16 protein-coding genes are annotated in these 18,196 nt (G+C 66.3%); 5 read left to right on the forward strand and 11 right to left on the reverse strand.

The annotated features are described in order from the left end of the window. Positions 1-79 precede the first annotated feature (79 nt). Entirely contained in the window at positions 80-526 is a 447-nt protein-coding gene (locus ACQR1F_RS25520; protein ID WP_315802293.1) for a hypothetical protein, read from the forward strand. 144 nt (positions 527-670) lie between these two features. Then, on the forward strand, positions 671-898 hold the full coding sequence (locus ACQR1F_RS25525; protein WP_315802292.1) for a hypothetical protein: 228 nt from the start codon (positions 671-673) through the stop codon (positions 896-898). Positions 899-989: 91 nt separating this feature from the next. Here ACQR1F_RS25525 and ACQR1F_RS25530 read toward each other — a convergent pair whose 3' ends face one another. From ACQR1F_RS25530 to ACQR1F_RS25540, 3 genes are all read right to left on the reverse strand, one after another. Further along, complete coding sequence (locus ACQR1F_RS25530) at positions 990-1,811, reverse strand: aldo/keto reductase (protein WP_315802291.1); 822 nt, start codon at positions 1,809-1,811, stop codon at positions 990-992. Positions 1,812-2,003: 192 nt separating this feature from the next. Further along, on the reverse strand, positions 2,004-2,423 hold the full coding sequence (locus ACQR1F_RS25535) for a hypothetical protein (RefSeq protein ID WP_316178335.1): 420 nt from the start codon (positions 2,421-2,423) through the stop codon (positions 2,004-2,006). A gap of 317 nt (positions 2,424-2,740) precedes the next feature. After that, positions 2,741-3,622 (reverse strand): aldose 1-epimerase family protein, encoded by an 882-nt coding sequence (locus tag ACQR1F_RS25540; RefSeq protein ID WP_434914072.1) that lies wholly within the window; start codon positions 3,620-3,622, stop codon positions 2,741-2,743. Between the two features lie 330 nt (positions 3,623-3,952). Between ACQR1F_RS25540 and ACQR1F_RS25545 the strand changes: the two genes are divergently transcribed. Further along, positions 3,953-5,149 (forward strand): amidohydrolase family protein, encoded by a 1,197-nt coding sequence (locus ACQR1F_RS25545; protein WP_315802289.1) that lies wholly within the window; start codon positions 3,953-3,955, stop codon positions 5,147-5,149. 367 nt (positions 5,150-5,516) lie between these two features. On the opposite strand, the gene ACQR1F_RS25550 is transcribed toward ACQR1F_RS25545, so the two are convergent. The 8 genes from ACQR1F_RS25550 to ACQR1F_RS25585 form a co-directional block, all read right to left on the reverse strand. Further along, positions 5,517-6,032: a MarR family winged helix-turn-helix transcriptional regulator gene (locus ACQR1F_RS25550; RefSeq protein ID WP_434914073.1), complete on the reverse strand. Its 516-nt coding sequence runs from the start codon at positions 6,030-6,032 to the stop codon at positions 5,517-5,519. 13 nt (positions 6,033-6,045) lie between these two features. Beyond that, positions 6,046-6,750, reverse strand: a complete 705-nt coding sequence (locus tag ACQR1F_RS25555; protein ID WP_434890625.1) for an ABC transporter ATP-binding protein — start codon at positions 6,748-6,750, stop codon at positions 6,046-6,048. Then, entirely contained in the window at positions 6,747-7,538 is a 792-nt protein-coding gene (locus tag ACQR1F_RS25560) for an ABC transporter ATP-binding protein (RefSeq protein WP_434893071.1), read from the reverse strand. Before ACQR1F_RS25560 ends, ACQR1F_RS25555 begins: the two co-directional genes overlap by 4 nt. Next, complete coding sequence (locus ACQR1F_RS25565) at positions 7,535-9,421, reverse strand: ABC transporter permease (protein WP_434893070.1); 1,887 nt, start codon at positions 9,419-9,421, stop codon at positions 7,535-7,537. The genes ACQR1F_RS25560 and ACQR1F_RS25565 overlap by 4 nt, the downstream gene beginning before the upstream one ends. A gap of 182 nt (positions 9,422-9,603) precedes the next feature. Then, a complete protein-coding gene (locus tag ACQR1F_RS25570; RefSeq protein ID WP_434893069.1) occupies positions 9,604-10,806 on the reverse strand; it encodes an ABC transporter substrate-binding protein in 1,203 nt (400 codons plus the stop codon). Between the two features lie 27 nt (positions 10,807-10,833). Then, positions 10,834-11,418, reverse strand: a complete 585-nt coding sequence (locus ACQR1F_RS25575; protein WP_315802282.1) for an amino acid synthesis family protein — start codon at positions 11,416-11,418, stop codon at positions 10,834-10,836. Between the two features lie 39 nt (positions 11,419-11,457). Next, positions 11,458-12,345 carry a UPF0280 family protein gene (locus ACQR1F_RS25580; RefSeq protein ID WP_434908741.1) on the reverse strand — a complete coding sequence of 296 codons (888 nt, stop codon included), beginning with the start codon at positions 12,343-12,345 and terminating at the stop codon, positions 11,458-11,460. After that, entirely contained in the window at positions 12,342-13,793 is a 1,452-nt protein-coding gene (locus tag ACQR1F_RS25585) for a 6-hydroxynicotinate reductase (protein WP_316178321.1), read from the reverse strand. The genes ACQR1F_RS25580 and ACQR1F_RS25585 overlap by 4 nt, the downstream gene beginning before the upstream one ends. A 285-nt stretch (positions 13,794-14,078) precedes the next feature. On the opposite strand from ACQR1F_RS25585, the gene ACQR1F_RS25590 reads away from it, so the two are divergent. After that, on the forward strand, positions 14,079-14,561 hold the full coding sequence (locus ACQR1F_RS25590; RefSeq protein WP_315802279.1) for a (2Fe-2S)-binding protein: 483 nt from the start codon (positions 14,079-14,081) through the stop codon (positions 14,559-14,561). After that, positions 14,561-18,106, forward strand: coding sequence for a molybdopterin cofactor-binding domain-containing protein (locus ACQR1F_RS25595; RefSeq protein ID WP_434914074.1), 3,546 nt, complete (start codon positions 14,561-14,563; stop codon positions 18,104-18,106). The genes ACQR1F_RS25590 and ACQR1F_RS25595 overlap by 1 nt, the downstream gene beginning before the upstream one ends. Positions 18,107-18,196: the final 90 nt, after the last annotated feature.

Here is an 18,196-nt window from a genome sequence, read left to right on the forward strand (position 1 = left end):
ACGATCTCGGCGCAGGTCTGTCGTTGCGCCGTTGACGCAGTGCATTAAGATGTCACGGCAGTCATCCCCGCGAGACCGCATGATTTCGATCTCCCGCCCTCTCATCGCAATCGTCCTCTGCGCATCATCAGCGTCTGCCGCCCGGGCCGACGACACCGTCGAGGTCGCCCGGACCTGGGGCCTGATCGGAACCTGGGCCGCCGACTGCAGCGCACCGCCGGTCAAGGGCCGCGGCGCCATCATCTCCTACGAAGTCACTGACGATCGTCACCTGATCTATCGTCGTGACCACGATCCGTCCGACGTCAACCAGGTGGCGAGCGCACGCGTCGAGGCGGACCAGACGCTGGTGCTCTCGATCGTGCTGCCCAAAGCGCGCCAGACGCGAGAGAACGGGATCACCCGGACCGCCGACGGCAACATCCGCTCCGTGTTCAATCGCGGCGAGGACGACAGCTACACCATTCGTGACGGCCGCTTCGTTGCCAACGGCAAGCCGACGCCAGCGCTCAGGAAATGCGACTGACGCGGCGGGCTCGAGGGGGCGCCGCGATTCGCCCGCGAGCTTGAAGACCAAATCTGAACGTGCATTCAGCAACTTCGTGGAAGTTCCTGCGGAACGTTCTTTCACACTTCAAGTTGATCCCGCACTTTCATTCTGGAGGACAACATGAAGAAAATCGCTCTCGCGCTCGCTTCCCTGGCGGTCGTCGCGCTCGCGGCACCGTCGATCGCCAATGCCGAGACCGTGGTCATCAAGCGTGGCGGTCATCACTACCACCACGGCTGGGATCGGTCCCGCGCCGAATACCGCATGCATCGTGAGTACCGGCCTCACCGTTATGTCCGGCCCTTCCACCGCCATCACGATCGCACCGTGATCATCCGGCGCGACTGATCTGCAACTTCGACACAGCAATGGCCCCGCAAGGGGCCATTTTCTGTGGCGTTCGTTCTGACGCCCGTTCTTGCAGGGCTTCGCGTGGTCGTCAGCGGTCCCAGTCCGGCGCAAAGGCCGGATTGACGAAGCGCTTGTCCTTCGGGAGGGACGCGATGGTGGCGCGATCCTCATCGTCGAGTTGAAGCTTCATCGCATCCCAGTTCGCACGCTGACTTTCCGGGCGCGCTGCCTTGGGGATCGCCGCCACCCCATCCTGGTCCAACAGCCATTTCAGCGCGACCTGGGCGGCGCTGGCGCCATGCTTCCTGCCGATGGCCCCAAGCGTCTCGTCGGCGGCGGCCCGTCCCTGCGCCAGCGGGCAATAGGCCACCAGGGGAATCGAGCGGCCCGCCATGTAGGCCATCAGCTTCGACTGGTCGAGCATCACATGATATTCGACCTGATTGCAGGCGACAGGTGCCTGGATCTCCTCGACCGCCTGCTTCAGCAGCGCGACGGTGAAGTTGGCGACGCCGATCGCGCGTGTGCGCCCCTCCTCCTTCAGCTTCAGCAGCGTCTCCAGGGCGGCGGGCAGGTTCATCCCCTTGGCCGGCCAGTGGATGAGATAGAGATCGACGAACTCCAGCCGGAGCTTCTTGAGGCTCGTGTCGAAGGCACGGCGGATCGCATCCGGCGCGAGGTTCTCCGGCCAGACCTTGGTGGTGACATGCAATTCGGCGCGCGGCAGATTGGTCGCCGCAAGTGCAGCACCGATCGCGTCCTCGTTGGCGTACATCTCGGCGGTGTCGATGTGGCGGTACCCGAGCGCAAGCGCGCTCTCGACGGCCTCGCGGCAGACGGTGCCCTGCATGCGAAAGGTGCCGAGCCCGAGCTTGGGCAGGCGGATACCCTGGGTGTCGATGGCGTTCATGAAATCTCCTGGAATCGCGCGAGCCGCTCGCCAGCGAGCGCCGGCGGCAGCCTCGAAACATCAAGACCTTGGCGGGAAGTGCTCAGCTTGCCTTCGCTCCGCTTGTGAGTTCAAGCAAGCCGGCATCCACCTCGATCAAGATGTCGGGAGCGAGGTTCCTGGACGCAACAGGCGCGCGGGTAGACCCGCCGATCAGCGCCAGTTGCAGATGCCGCCGCTGCCAGGCCGGCACGGCCAGGTCTGAATGCGCGTATCCATCGCCTGCGCGTCGAGCGGATTGCCGCGCCGATGGACGAGCTTGGTGCGGGCGGCGCCGCGGGGCCGCTCGGCCGTCCTCGTACCATGAGGCCGCCGGGTGGCGACGGCGCGCGGGATTCCGGAACTGACGTCGGGGTCAACAGCAGAACGGACGGCGACCGCAGGTCGATCTGTTTTGGCTTCGATGGGCACGGGTTCGAAATGCGCCTCGGGGCCGAGCGGCTCCGGCGACAACACGGCCTTCGATAAATCGAGCTTGAGGAAGTCACCCGGCTGATAGGCCCCTGCCACAGCATCGGTCGCTGCGAGCAACACGGCGCATGTAATCGCGCCGACAACAGCTCTCAACACCATCCCATCCTCCCGTTCCCCCGCGTAACGCCACTTACGCGCGCCCCTGCCATGAGATCTCCGCGCGCCCGCTGATGGCAAAGGCGCACGGCTGCAAGAACCGGCTGCGAGCGCCTGAGTTCGCGCCACGCATCATGTTCGATGATCGACCGTTATCAGTTCGGAGAAAGCGCCCGCCAACCGCCGGTCGTTCGACGCATCATAGCCAAAGTTCCGCGCTCGTCTCTCATGTAGGTCACGGCGCCGTCATTTCCAGGCCCAAAACTGCTGATCACGGTTACCGCTGTGCACGCAAACGGGCGCTCGCGAGATAAGTCATACTAATTCGAGGAATCGATTCTGATGCGGCAGCGTAGCCTCTCGGCGACGCCCGGCGCGATATGCATGACGCCGGGCTTGGCCGCGAACTCGCCGTCGAAATTGAGCGGACTAGCGAAACCGCGCCACGGCTCGATGCACAGGAACGGCACGCCGCCGGGCTTCGACCAGATTCCAAGCTGACGAAAATTATCCCAGGCTAACTCAAGCGCCGGTCCCCTGGTTCCGACGAGGCGAACCGAACGGCTGGCCGGCTGATCGAGGATCACGGCATCATCGTCGAACAGGCGTTCGCTCAACGGGAGAACGCGCCCCTCGATCGGTGAGGGCTCCGGCCGCTCGCGCAGCAAACCGCCGGTCAGACGGCGGATCGGCGCCAGCTCAGGCTCTGCAAAAATCAGCCGATAGCTCTCCTTCGGCTGGCCGGGGAGCAGCGGCCAGTTGAAGGCGGGATGGCCGCCGAACGAGGCGGGCAGCATCTCCGCACCGGGGTTGGCGATCTCGACCGCCACGTCCAGCGCGTCAACGGCGATCCGGTAGCTCACCGTGAGACGGAAGGCGAACGGATAGCGCACCCGCGTCGTCTCGTCGTCGGTCAGTTGCAACACGCACGACTCGGCCCCGCGCTCCAGCCAGGTGAAACGCAGGTCGCGGGCGAAGCCGTGCTGGGTCATCGGATAGGTCTGGCCGCGGTGGTGGAGATGGTCATTCCTGAGTCGGCCGACGATTGGAAACAGCCATGGCGCATGGCGCGGCCAGGCGCCTCCGGCCTGCCAGAGCAACTCCAGGCCCCCGGCCGTCTTCAGCGAGCACAGCTCGGCGCCATCAGCCTTGACCGAGGCGGTGATGCCGCCCGCGCCGATCGTGTGAAGGTCGTCGCTCATCTGCCGTCACCCTCGTCGCAAAGAGATCACACGAGGTGATGCCGGATCGCGGCAGCAACGTCCAGGGTGCGGTTCATCACCAGCGCGGAGACCACCGCCACAAGCACAGGGGACGGGGATGTCGAACACGCGGCCGAAGCCGAGGATATCGCCGCGTTCATAGGGCCCGCGCGGTGTCCGAAGGGTAGGCAACCCGCGCCAAATCTTCGTGCAGGCCGCCGCTTGCCGGACCTGATCATTCGTGTACGAATGACCGAAACCGGCTTGATGCTGCGCCGCGTGCAGGCGCAAACTGCCGCAAATGCTTTGCCAGGAGAGAAGGATATCCCGATGGCCCATGACGCGCCGCAAGCAACCGGTCCCAGCAAGCTGGTCATCCGCAACATCGGCCTCATGCTGTCCGGTGCCCTGGAACGGCCCATCCTGGATGCCGACACGATCGTCGCCGAGAACGGCAAGATCACGGGAATCGGCCGCTTCAAGGACGTCGACACCGAAGGCGCGACGACCATCGTCGATGCCCATGGCACGACGGTGGCGCCGGGCCTGATCGACAGCCATGTTCATCCGGTCGCCGGCGACTGGACGCCGCGGCAGAACCAGAGCAACTGGATCGATTCCTATCTGCATGGTGGCGTCACCACGATGATCTCCGCCGGCGAGGTGCACATGCCCGGCCGGCCGCGCGACGTCGTCGGCCTGAAGGCGATGGCGATCTTCGCGCAGCGCGCATTCTGGACGCTCCGTCCCGGCGGCGTGAAGGTGCATGCCGGCGCGCCGGTGATCGAATGCGAGATGGTCGAGGACGACTTCAAGGAGCTCGCCGCCGCCGGCGTCAAGCTGCTCGGCGAGGTCGGCCTCGGCGGCGTCAAGGACGGCCCGACCGCGCGCAAGATGGTCGGCTGGGCGCGCAAATACGGCATCCAGAGCACCATTCACACCGGCGGTCCGTCGATCCCCGGCTCCGGCCTGATCGACAAGGACGTCGTGCTGGAGGCCGGCACCGACGTCATCGGACACATCAATGGCGGCCACACCGCGCTGCCCGACGATCAGATCCGCTGCATCTGCGAGGGCTGCAAGGCGGGGCTCGAGCTGGTGCACAACGGCAACGAGCGCTCGGCGCTGTTCACCTTGCGCACCGCGCGCGAGATGAACGATCTCCACCGCGTCATCCTCGGCACCGACGCGCCGGCCGGCTCCGGCGTGCAGCCGCTCGGGATCCTGCGCATGGTCTCGCTCTTGTCCTCGCTCGGCGATGTCCCGGCCGAGATCGCGTTCTGCTTCGCCACCGGCAACACCGCGCGGATGCGCGAGCTCGATTGCGGCCTGATCGAGGTCGGCCGCTCCGCCGACTTCGTCATCATGGACAAGGCGCAGCACTCGCCGGCCAAGACCCTGCTCGACAGCGTCCAGCTCGGCGACCTCCCCGGCATCGGGATGACCATCATCGACGGCATCGTCCGCACCCAGCGCAGCCGCAACACGCCGCCGGCGACGAAAATTCCGGAGATCGTGGCGAAGTAGTTGCCACAAGCTTCGTCATTGCGAGCGCAGTGCTCATGAATGCGCCCTCTCCCCTTGCGGGAGAGGGCATGCAGGACGGAGCAGAAATCTCGGTCGGGTGAGGGGTATCTCTGGGGTATCTCTCCGCGAGTCTCGCTCGCCGAGAGATACCCCTCACCCAATCGCGAATGTGGATGGACCGGAGATGCCCTCTCCCACAAGGGGAGAGGGTGCTGTATCGGGCTGCGCTCATAGCGACTGAGCAAACAAGTAGGGTGGGCAAAGCGACGCCGCCAGGCGGCGCGTGCCCATCATGTGCAGATGCGCTCTCGGTGAGAATGGTGGGCACGCTTCGCTTTGCCCACCCTACGCGGGCGGTTTGCAACAGCTATTTCAGCCGGCTCAGCAGCGACAGCAAGCTCTCGCGCTCTCTCGCATCCAGCGGCGCCAAGGTCTCCTTGGAGATCGCGAGCGCCAGCGGCGCGGTCTTCTCCGCGAGCTGCTGACCCGCGCGGGTCAGGCTCACCAGTAGCCGGCGGCCATCCTGCGGATCCGAGCTGGTCTCGGTGAGACCGCGTGCGGTCAGCCGGTCGATCACGCCCTTGATCGTCGCGACGTCCATCGCCGTGAACCGTCCCAGCTGGTTCTGCGAGCACGGTCCGGTCTCGACCAGCTTCGACATGGCCGCCCATTGCGTCGGCGTCAGGTTGCTGCCGATGTCGCGGGCGAAGATCATGGTGTGGCGCTGCCAGACCTGGCGCAGGATGAAGCCGATCTGATCGTCGAGCACGTAGTTTGATTTCGCCGCCTTGGCCGTGGCCTTCGCAGCGGGCTTTGCCTGCGGCTTCGGCGCGGTCTTCGTCGTGGCTTTCGCCGATCGCTTCAGCGGGGCACTCTTGGCCATATCTTCCCTCGCCTCAGATCGACAGATGCGCGTCGCGGATGTCGGGCCGCGCGTCGAGCTCGGCCATGGTGCCGGAGAAGCAGATGCGGCCGCGCTCGATGATGTAGGCGCGGTCCGAGATCAGCTTGGCGAAATGCAGGTTCTGCTCGGAGACGACCAGCGAGACGCCTTCCTTCTTCATGGTCAGGATCGCATCGACCATCTGCTCGACGATCTTCGGCGACAGGCCTTCCGAGGGCTCGTCGAGCAGCACCAGCGACGGATTGCCCATCAGTGTACGGGCGATGGTGAGCATCTGCTGTTCGCCGCCGCTCATGCGGCCGCCCGGGCGGTTCTTCATCTCGCCGAGATTGGGAAACAACTGATAGAGTTTCTCACGCGTCCATTGCGGCGCATTCGGCCGCGGCTTCTGCCGCCCGACCTCCAGGTTTTCCTCCACCGTCAGCTCGGTGAAGATGCGGCGCTCCTCCGGAACGTAGCCGAGGCCGGCGCGGACGATCTCATGGGTGGGCGCCGACGAGATGTCCTGCCCCTCGAACATGATCTGGCCCTCGCGCAGCTCGACCAGGCCGACGATCGACCGGAAGGTCGTCGACTTGCCGGCGCCGTTGCGCCCGAGCAGCGCCACCACCTCGCCCTCGCCGACCTCGAGGCCGATGTCGAACAGGATATGCGCCGGACCATAGTGGCTGTTGAGATTGGCGACGGACAGCTTCATGCCGGCGCTCCCTCGCGATGATCGGCATCATAGAGCAGGCCTTCGCCGAGATAGATCGCCTGCACCTCCCGGTTGGCGCGCACCTCGGCTGGCGATCCCTCGGCAATGAGGCTGCCGCGATTGAGCACGAGAATGCGGTCCGCATGCTCGAACACCACGTCCATGTCGTGCTCCGTGAAAAGGACGCCGATCGACTGCTCGCGCGCGATTCCAGCCGTCAGCCGCATCAGCTCGACACGCTCGCGCGGCGCCATGCCGGCGGTCGGCTCGTCCATCAGCAGGAGCTTCGGTTGGTTGGCCAGCGCGATCGCGAGCTCCAGCCGCTTGAGGTCGCCATAGGCGAGCTCGCCGCACGGACGCTCGGCATAGCCGGCCATGCCGACGAGATCGAGCAGGCGATCGGCCTCGCCGCGCTTGATTGAAATCATCGGGCTCCAGAAATCGAACAGACGGTGATGATGCGAGACCAGGGCGACCTGGATGTTCTCGCGCACGGTCATGGTCGGATAGGTCGCGGTGATCTGGAAGGTGCGGCCGACCCCGAGCCGCCAGACCTCGCGCGGCCTGTGCCCCGTGGTCTCCTGCCCCATCACCGTGATGCGGCCGCTGTCCGGCACGTTCTGACCGTTGAGCATGTCGAAGCAGGTGCTTTTCCCCGCGCCGTTCGGGCCGATCAGCGCCAGGATCTCGCCGGCCCGCAGCGTGAACGACACGTTGCGGACCGCGTGAATGCCGCCATAGGATTTCGACAGGCCTTCGACCGAGAGCAGCGACACGCCGGGGCTCATTGCGCGCCCTCCATCTTGGCCGACAGCGAAGCGCCCTTGGGGGCCAGTGCGCGACGCCGATGCATGACGGTTTCGACCACACCCACGATACCTTTCGGGAACACCACCACGATCAGCACGATGAAGATGCCGAGCACGAGCTTCGACCAGTCGGTCTGGCTGACCAGCCAGATGTTGAGCGCCTTGTAGACGATGGCGCCGAAGATTGCGCCGGGCACCGTCTCCACGCCGCCCAGCAGCACCATGACCAGCGCATCGACCGAGAGCGAGATGCCCATGTTGTCCGGAAACACGCTGCCCTTGAGATAGGCGAACAGGGCGCCGCCGATGCCGGCCGTGGTGCCGGCGATGATGAAGGCCGTCCACTGGATGCGCTTGCCGTTGATGCCGATGGACTCGCTGCGCAACGGCGAGTCCCGCATGCCGCGCAGGGCATAGCCGAACGGCGAGAAGGTGATCAGGCGCAGCACGCCGACAACGAAGGCGGAGACGCCAAGCGCGAGCCAGTAGAAATGCGACGGCGACGCCGCCCATTTCTCCGGCCAGAGCCCGAGAATGCCGTTATCACCACCGGTGACCGCGACCCATTGGAACGCGATCGACCACACGATTTGCGCAAAGGCCAAGGTGAGCATCGCGAAATACACGCCGGAAAGCTGGACGGCGAAGGCGCCGAACACGGCCGCACCGAGCGCGCCGAGCAGCGGCCCCAGCAAGAGGCAGGCGATCATCGGCAGTCCCGCCATCTTGGCAAGGAAGGCGACGCCGTAAGCGCCCAAACCGAAATAGGCGGCGTGGCCGAAGGAAGCAAGGCCGCCGACCGCCATCAGGAAATGCAGGGACGCCGCGAAGATCACGAAGATCGCGATCTCGGCGCCGACGGTCAGCGCGTAGTTGCCGGCGATGAAGGGCAGCATCGCCGCCAGCGCCAGCGCGACGAGAGAGGCCAGCCGCTCGACCGAGCTCAGCGGGCGCCACGGAATGACGGTCAGGCCCGGCGTGCGGCGCGCCGGCGCCTCCTTCTTGCCGAACAGGCCCCAGGGCCGCACGACCAGCACGACGGCCATCACCAGGAACACGAGGATCAGCGAGATCGTGGGGAAGATGAGAATGCCGAAGGCATTGAGCTCCGACACCAGCACGGCGGCAACGAACGCGCCGAGGATGCTGCCGAGGCCGCCGATCACGACGACCACGAACACCTCGACGATGATGCGCAGGTCCATCGCGTGATGGACCGCGTCGCGCGGGATCTGCAGCGCGCCGCCGAGCGCGGCGAGGAAGACGCCGACCGCGAACACCGAGGTGAACAGCCATTTCTGATTGACGCCGAGCGCCGCGACCATGTCGCGGTCCTGCGTCGCCGCGCGCACCAGGATGCCCCAGCGGGTGCGCTGGAACAGCAACCACAGCACCCCGAGCACGATCGGACCGAGCGCGATCAGGAACAGGTCGTAGCTCGGAATGTTCTGACCGAAGAAATCGACCGCCCCTTTGAGGCCGGGTGCACGGCGGCCGACCAGATCGTCCGGTCCCCAGATCAGCACCACGAGATCTTCGACCATCAGGGTCAGGCCGAAGGTCGCGAGCAGCTGGAACAGCTCCGGCGCATGATAGATCCGGCGCAGCAGCACGATCTCGACGAGGACGCCGATGGCCGCGACCACGAGCGCCGCCACGACGATGCCGCCCCAGAAGCCGAGCGAGCCAGACAGCCGCTCCGTGAGCGAGAAGGCCACATAGGCGCCGAGCATGTAGAACGCGCCATGGGCGAAATTGACGATGCGGGTCACGCCGAAGATGATCGACAGTCCCGACGCCACCAGGAACAGCGAGGCTGCGCTGGCAAGGCCGGTCAGGAACTGGACGAAATAGAAGGCCATGGGCGGTCCGCGTCAGGAGATCGTCTGTGTCGAATGAGCCGAGTTCGAGCTCGTGTGCTCTGTCAATGAGCCGGCGAGCAAGCGTGGGGTGAGGGATCTCGGCCTGAACCTGTAGATCAGGCGTCGCGCGCCCTCACCCCGCCCGCTCTCCTCCGCGGGAGGAGGAGGCAGGAAGACCTCACTCAGTCCTTCGGACGGAGCTTGGAAACTTCGGCATCGCTCGGCAGATAGTCCGAGCCCTTGCGGTAGACGGTGTCGACCATGATGCCCTTGCCGTCCTTCAGCGCGGTCCTGCCGACATAAGCGCCGAGCGTCGACTGGTGGTCGATCTTGCGGAAGGTGATCTCGCCGAAGGGCGACGGAACGGACAGGCCCTCAGCCGCGGCGATCAGCTTGTCGGTATCGGTCGAGCCGGCCTTGGCGAGGATGGCGGCCGCCGACTTGATGGTCTGGTAGCCGACGATCGAGCCGAGCCGCGGATAGTCGTTGTACTTGGCCTGGTAGGCCTTCAGGAACGCGTCGTGCTCGGGCGTCTTGATCGAATACCAGGGATAGCCGGTGACGATCCAGCCCTCGGGCGTCTCCTCCTTGAGCGGATCGAGATATTCCGGCTCTCCGGTCAGGAAGCTGACGACCTTGCGGTCCTTGAACAGGCCGCGGGTGTTGCCTTCGCGGACCAGCTTCACGAGATCGGCGCCGAAGGTGACGTTGAGGATCGCCTCCGGGTTGGCGGCGGCGACGGCCTGCACCACCGGACCGGCGTCGATCTTGCCCTGCGGCGGCCACTGCTCGTCGACCCACTGGATGTCCGGGCGCTTCTCGGAGAGCAGCTTCTTGAACACGGCGACGGCCGACTGGCCGTATTCGTAGTTCGGCGCGATCGTGGCCCAGCGCTTGGCGGGAAGCTTCGCGGCCTCCTCCACCAGCATTGCCGCCTGCATGTAGTTCGACGGACGAAGGCGGAAGGTGTATTTGTTGCCCTTCGCCCAGGTGATGGCGTCGGTCAGCGGCTCGGCCGCCAGGAAGAACACCTTCTTCTGGTTGGCGAAGTCGCTGACGGCCAGACCGATGTTCGACAGGAACGTGCCGGCGAGCATCGCCACGTTTTCGCTCGACACCAGCTCATTGGCAGCGGTCTGCGCGTCGGCCGGCTTGCCGCTGTCGTCCTTGGAGACGACGACGAGCTTCTTGCCGTTGATGCCGCCGGCCGCATTGACCTCCTCGACCGCGAGCTGCCAGCCCTTGCGGTAGGGCTCGGTAAACGCCGGCAACAGCGAGTAGCTGTTGATCTCGCCGATCTTGATGACGTCCTCGGCACGCGCCGTGCCCGTCAATCCGGCAACGGCAAGGCCCAGGCCTGCCGCAAGCATCGTTCTCCGTCGCATCCCTTCAGCCTCCAATTTTGATTTGAATTATCTTAGACCGTCGTCGCCCTTGATCTCGGCGACCGTGAGCCCGCCGACCCTTGGCAAGGGACGCCCGCTGTCGGTGACCGCGAGCGCGACCATGATCTCGTTGGCGCGTGGCGCGTCGTTGATCTGCACCTCCATGCCGTCGAAATGGCTGCGCACGAAGGCGGCGTCCTTGTGCCCGAGCGGGATGTCGAGCGTGCAACCGACGCCGCCGCGCTTTTTCGATGACGGGATCAGCGCCGCGCCCTTGCCGAGCACCTTGCGCACCGGCGCGCCCATTTTCGGATGCAGGATCGCGGCGGCATGCTCCAGCTCGCCGTCGCTGCCGACGGCCGCGGCCTTGCCGTAGCTGTGCGCCGCCGGCCCCTCGATGCCGAGCGCGGCCACGGCGCGCTTGGCGAGCATCTCGCCGAGCTCCTCGCCGATCGCGATCAGCGGCGTGAGGTCCTCGACATAGCGGCCGGCAAACGGATTCTCGATCACCGCCACTGCCGCCGCGCGCCGCGTCGGCGGCGACACGGTCCGGCCCATCTCCTGATGGACTTCCTCGACCACGGTCACGATCTTTCTGATGACGGCGCTCATCGTCGACCCTTCGTATTCCTGCACATCATGCATCAAACCTCACGCCGCCGCCGCCCGCAACTGCGGCCGACGAACGATCTCGATCGCGCGCGGACCGACAACGCGAATGTTGCCGCGGAGCTGCAGTACGGCGCCTTCGATCAGGCCGGCCGAGAGCAGCGACTGCGCACGATGCTCGCCCACGGCCAGCGCTTGGGCAATCTCGGCATCACCGAGATCTCCGACCTCGCATGTGACGAGGCGGTCACCGAGATCGCTGTCCGGCTGCAGCTCGCAGGCGGGTCGGCGAAGCACGGCCGGATGACCCGGAAGGTCAACGGCGTTGCCGATCGCCGTCGCCGCCGCATCGGCCTGCGCCGCGCTGCGCGCGAGCACCGTCACCGCGTCGGCAATGCCCAGCGAGAAGCTGCGGCCGTGGCGGCCCGATGTGGCGACGCCTCCGATCGCATCGGCAGCACGAAGCGTCATCCTGCGCATCACGCCTGCGCCGTCGGGACGGTCCATCAGCCCGACGCTGAACGTGGCGGCATCCCGCAGATGTAGTGCGATGTCACCGCCATTGTTGACATAGGCCCGCGTCAGCTTCGCCGCGCCGCGCATGGCGCCGAGAATCTCCTCGGCGACGCTGCCCGCGACCGCGGCCATCGGCGTGATGAACATCTCGCGCGCGAACGGCGACACGGCCGCATGCATCCGCCGCGCAACGACGCCTTTCAATGGGCAACGATCGTGATCGGCTCCCTTGCGCAGATCGGACAGTTCCGCACACAGCTCGTCCAAGAGACCCGTGAAACGCTCGGCCGCCGCACGATAGGCCGCGCGAACATCGCCATCGGCGGCGTCGGCGCCGATGATCAGATCGATCGGGCCGTCCTGCAGATGCAGCCGCCGCTCGGGCAACAAGGCGATCTGTGGCTGCCGGGTCATGCGCCCGGCCTCGGCCACGGCAGCTGGCGAATGTCCTTGCTGACATCCTTGAGCGACGTGAGCGGCTGGACGTAGTCCATGTGCCCACCGAGCGCCGCGTAGTCCGATAGCCTCAACGTGAACTCGATCGGTGCGACGATCGCCGGCGTCGGCACATAGCCGAAGGCGCCGGCCGGCATCTGGGTCACGTCGACCATGTAGGTGATGCCGCCGCCCGGCCAGACATAGACCGGCGCACCGCCGCTCGTGACCCGCGTCAGCGTATCCTTGACCGACCGCGTCAGCCGCACCGGATTGTCGGTGACGCCCGCGCGCAGCGAGCCGCCGGCACCGGCCATGAACAGCACGGTGCACAGTGCCGGCTCGCAGTTCTCCTGGATGCGCTCGACCGAGAACTGCAGCTCCGGCGGCATCTCACGCTGCACCGGCTTGAGCGACTCGTCGAGCACGTAGTAGGCGGCATGTTCGCCCGTCGTGGACACCATCAGCAGCGTCGTGCCAGGCTTCGCCGTCTTCGCATCGAACGGCCCGAGAATCGACAGCGGATCGGAGATGTCGGTGCCGCCCCAGCCGGTTCCGGGCTGCGCCACCTGGAAGTAGCGGCCCGGCGTGGAGCGCCGTCCCTTCATCTTGATGCCGGTCGCGGCAATGTCGAGCAGCTTGCCGGCCTGGTGCTCCGACAGCACGCCGGTGATGTGATCATCGACCACGACGACCTCGTCGACCTTGCCCTGCCATTGCTTGGCGAACATGCCGATCGTGGCCGAGCCGCAGCCGACGCGCATGCGCTCTTCCTTGACGCCGTTGACAACAGGCGGCTGCCCCGCCTGCACGATCACGCTGGAGCCGCCGTCGACGACGAGCTCGACGGCCTTGCGGTTGCTGAGGTCCATCAGCGCGTCGCAGGTGACGCGCCCCTCCTTCTTGGAGCCGCCGGTGAGATGATGCACGCCGCCGAGCGAGAGCATCTGCGAGCCGTATTCGCTGGTCGTGACGTGACCGACCGCTTCGCCGTCGACCCGCACCGTCGCCGCTTCCGGGCCGAGATAGCGATCGGTGTCGATCTTCACCTTGACGCCGCAATAGCTGAAGATGCCCTCGGTCACGACCGTGACCATGTCGACGCCCTCGACCTGCGAGGACACGATGAACGGCGCGGGCTTGTAGTCGGGATAGGTGGTGCCGGCGCCGATCGCGGTGACGAACAGCTCCGGCTGATGCACGATCTTGCCGTCCCAGTCGCCGCTCGCCTGGAACGGCACCAGCTTGCCGCCATGCGACACCGTGCGCTCCAGCAGGATATGCGGATCGACGCGCACCAGCACACCGTCCTGATTGGCATAGCGGTCGCAGGCGCCAGCCGCGCCCGGCTTGATGTAGCACATCACCGGACAGGCATCGCAGCGGATCTTGTCCCCTGCACCTTCGCTCGCCGTCTCAGTCACCATGCAGAGAAGCCCATCTTGAAGCGGAGTTGACGGCAACCGTCCGCACGCCGCGGCAATTCGTTCGTATACGAATGATGTCGCGCCCCTCCGCCGACTGTCAAGCGCCACCGCGAACGAAAAGCACGATTGCCGGATAAACGATCAGTTTGCCCTGCACAATGACGACAAATCGTGCACACGCTGCAGCGCAAAACGTGGCACTTGCATGTTAGTACACAAACGATACGCTCGGAGCGATCACCATCGCATCCTCGTTAACGATAGCACAGCGGACGGCAGAAGGGCATGACGCCAGCAACGATTCGGCTGACCGTGAACGGACGGGCGCATGACGTTGCGGCCGCGCCGGACACGCCCCTGCTTCACGTGCTGCGCAACGACCTCGCTCTGAACGGTCCGAAATACGGCTGCGGCCTCGGTGAATGCGGCGCCTGCACCGTGCTGATCGACGGCCGTGCCGCCCGCTCCTGCGTCATTCCGGTGGAAGGCTGCATCGGCCGCGACGTCACCACGCTGGAAGGGCTGGGTTCGCGCGAGGCGCCCGATCCGGTGCAGCAGGCCTTCATCGCCGAGCAGGCCGCGCAATGCGGCTACTGCCTCAACGGCATGATCATGACGACCAAGGCGCTGCTGGCGATCAAGCCCGATCCGTCACGCGACGAGATCAAGCAGGCGCTGCGCTACAATCTCTGCCGCTGCGGTGCCCATGTCGAGATCCTCCGCGCGGCGATGCGCGCGGCCGGCCACACGCTCGAGGCGCTGGACTGATGAACGATCGCCTCACCAAGGACGCCGACACGCCTCGCGGCTGGCTGGCTGTCGAACGTCCCATCGCCGGCAACGATGGCCGGTTCGAAACCTTCATCCGGATCACGGCCGCAGGCGAGGTTTCCGCCTTCAACGGCCATGTCGATCTCGGCACCGGCATCCGAACCGCGCTGGGACAGATCGTCGCGGAAGAGCTGGATGTCTCCTTCGCCCGTGTCGTGGTCGTGCTCGGGGACACCGCGGTCGTGCCGAATCAGGGCGCAACCATCGCCAGCGAGACAATTCAGATCACCGCCGTGCCGCTGCGCAAGGCTGCGGCGCAGGCCCGCGCCTTCCTCCTGGCGCGGGCGGCAGCGCAACTCGACCTCGACGTCGTGGATTTGAGGGTCGAGGACGGACTGGTCCGCGGTCCCGACAACCGCGTCCTCAGCTATGGCGAGCTGATCGGCGATGAGACGTTCCGCCTCGCGCTCGCCGACGATATCGTCGTCAAGTCGGTGAACGACTATCAGGTCGTCGGCCGGTCGGTGCCGCGCGTCGATCTGCCGGCAAAGGCGGCCGGTGAACTCACTTATGTCCATGACGTTCGCGTCCCCGGCATGCTGCATGGCCGCGTCGTGCGTCCACCCTATGCCGGTGTCGATGCCGGCCCCTTCATCGGCACCAGCCTTCTTGGCGTCGACAGGGAGTCGGTGCGCGACGTCCCTGGCCTGGTTGACGTCGTCGTCATCGGCGACTTCATCGGCGTCGTCGCCGAGCGCGAGGAGAACGCGATCCTCGCCGCCGAGCGGCTCCAGGCGAATTGGAAGCCGGTGCCGAGCTTGCGCGACCTCGACGATGTCGAGAACGCGCTGCGCGCCAATCCGTCCGAGCCGCGTCGGCTGCTCGACAAGGGCGATGTCGATGCCGCCATCGCCGGCGCCGCCAAGCCGATGCGGCGGACCTATCTCTGGCCCTACCAGATGCACGGCTCGATCGGGCCGTCCTGCGCGGTGGCCGACTATCGCGACGGGCAGACCCGCATTTATTCCGGCACGCAGAATCCGCACATCCTGCGCGGCGATCTCGCCAAGCTGATCGACTGTCCAGAGGATCACATCGAGCTGATCCGGCTGGAGGCCGCCGGCTGTTATGGCCGCAACTGCGCCGACGATGTCACCGCCGATGCGCTGCTGCTGTCGCGCGCGGTCGGCCGTCCGGTGCGGGTGCAATTGTCGCGCGAGCAGGAGCATCTGTGGGAGCCCAAGGGCACCGCACAGCTGATGGACGTCAATGGCGGCCTCAATGCCGATGGCTCGGTTGCGGCCTATGAGTTCGCCACGCGCTATCCGTCGAACGGCGCGCCGACGCTGGCGCTGCTGCTGACCGGCCGCATCGCGCCGGAGCCTGCGGTGTTCGAGATGGGCGATCGCACCGCGATCCCGCCTTACGACTACGACCACATGCGCGTCACTGCGCATGACATGCCGCCGATCGTGCGTGCGTCCTGGATCCGCGGCGTCTCGGCGCTGCCCAACACCTTCGCGCATGAGTCCTATATCGACGAGCTCGCGGCGGAGGCTGGCGTCGACCCGATCGAATACCGGCTGCGCTATCTGAAGGACGAGCGCGCGCGTGATCTCGTGAACGCCGTGGCCGAACGCGCCGGCTGGACGCCGCGCCCCGTGAGGGAAGAGAAGACGCCCGAGAACGGCGTCGTCCATGGCCGCGGCTTCGCCTATGCGCTCTACGTCCACAGCAAGTTTCCCGGCTACGGCGCGGCTTGGTCGGCGTGGATCGCCGATGTCGCGGTGAATACGACGACCGGCGACGTCAGCGTCACGCGGGTCATCGCAGGCCAGGACTCCGGCCTGATGATCAATCCGGACGGCGTACGCCACCAGATCGAAGGCAACGTCATCCAATCCACCAGCCGGGCGCTGATGGAGGAGATTCCGTTTTCGCGCGGCAAGGTCGCGGCGCGGGAATGGGGTGCGTATCCGATCATCACCTTCCCCGATTTGCCTGAGATCGACGTGCTGATGCTGCCGAGACCGGATCAGCCGCCGCTCGGCGTCGGCGAGTCCGCGTCCGTGCCGAGCGCCGCTGCGATCGCCAATGCGATCTACGACGCCACCGGCGTCCGCTTCCGCGAGCCGCCATTCACGCCGGAGCGCATTCTGAAAGGGCTGCGCGGCGAACAGGTCGAGACGCCGGCGCCGCAGTCGCTGCCCGCCCCTGAAAGACCGGCGACCACATGGCTCAAGCCCTTTGCCAGGCGGGGCGGCGTGATCGCCAGCGCCGTCGCGGCCTGCGCCGCGGCGATCGGCGTCGCCACCGCCGTGTTGCCCTGGCGCGCCATCGCGCCGATCACGCGCCCCGATCCCTCGGTCTATTCCGCCGCGACGATCGCACGCGGCGAGGCACTCGCGGCGCTCGGCAATTGCGCGGTTTGTCACACCGCGGATGGCGGCCTGATCAATGCCGGCGGCCGTGCGCTGGAGACGCCGTTCGGCACGCTGTTCAGCACCAACATCACGCCCGACGTCGAGACCGGCATCGGCGCCTGGTCCTATCCCGCCTTCGAGCGCGCCATGCGCGAGGGCGTGCACCGCGACGGCCGGCAGCTCTATCCGGCGTTTCCCTACACCCATTTCGCGCGAACCGATGAGGCCGACCTGCAGGCGCTCTACGCCTACCTGATGGCACAGGTGCCGGTGAGACAGCAGGCGCCCGACAACGCGCTGCGCTTCCCGTTCAACCTGCGGCCGCTGATCGCCGGATGGAACGCGCTGTTTCATGACACCCAGCCGTTCAGGCCTGATCCAACCCAATCGGAGCAGTGGAATCGCGGCTTCTATCTCGTCGAAAGCCTCGGCCATTGCAGCGCCTGTCATTCGCCGCGCAATGCGCTCGGTGCCGAGCAGCGCAACGCATATCTGGCTGGCGGCTTCGCGGAGGGCTGGGAAGCCCCCGCGCTGACCGCGCTCTCGACTGCCCCGATCCCGTGGACCGAGGACGAGTTCTACACCTATCTCCGCTCCGGTCAGTCGCGCCTCCATGGCGTGGCCGCCGGTCCGATGGCGCCGATCGTGAAGGATCTCGCGACGCTGCCCGACGCAGACATTCGGGCCATGGCGGTCTATCTCGCCTCCTTCCAGACGCCCTCGCCCGAGGCAGCGAAGCTGGAGGCGACGGCAGCGGAGTTGGAGGCGCGCACCAGGGTGACCTCGGCGGCATCTCCGGCCGCCCGGCTCTATCTCGGCGCCTGCGCGGTCTGTCACGAGATCGGCGGCCTGCCGCTGTTCGGCAGCCGGCCCTCGCTGGCGCTGAACAGCAACCTGCACAGCGCCACACCCGACAACCTGATCCAGGTGATCCTGCACGGGATCATGAAGCCGGCCTCGTCCGATCTCGGCTACATGCCGGCGTTCAAGGACCATCTCAGCGACGTCCAGCTTGCCGAACTCGTCTCCTATCTCCGTCAGCAATTCGCCCCGGACAAGCCGGCCTGGACGGACGTGGACGCCGTCATCGGTCGCATCAGGTCGGCCGCGGTGCAGTGAGGCCGAGCATGCTCCTTCAGCGCCCGGCGCCCCGCCCACCACCCTGACGCGCATTCGGGCACCTGCTTGCCAGTAATTTCGCCTTGCGGC

Origin of the sequence: Bradyrhizobium sp. HKCCYLS3013 (assembly GCF_051167615.1) — a bacterium.
In the GTDB taxonomy this organism is placed as follows: domain Bacteria; phylum Pseudomonadota; class Alphaproteobacteria; order Rhizobiales; family Xanthobacteraceae; genus Bradyrhizobium.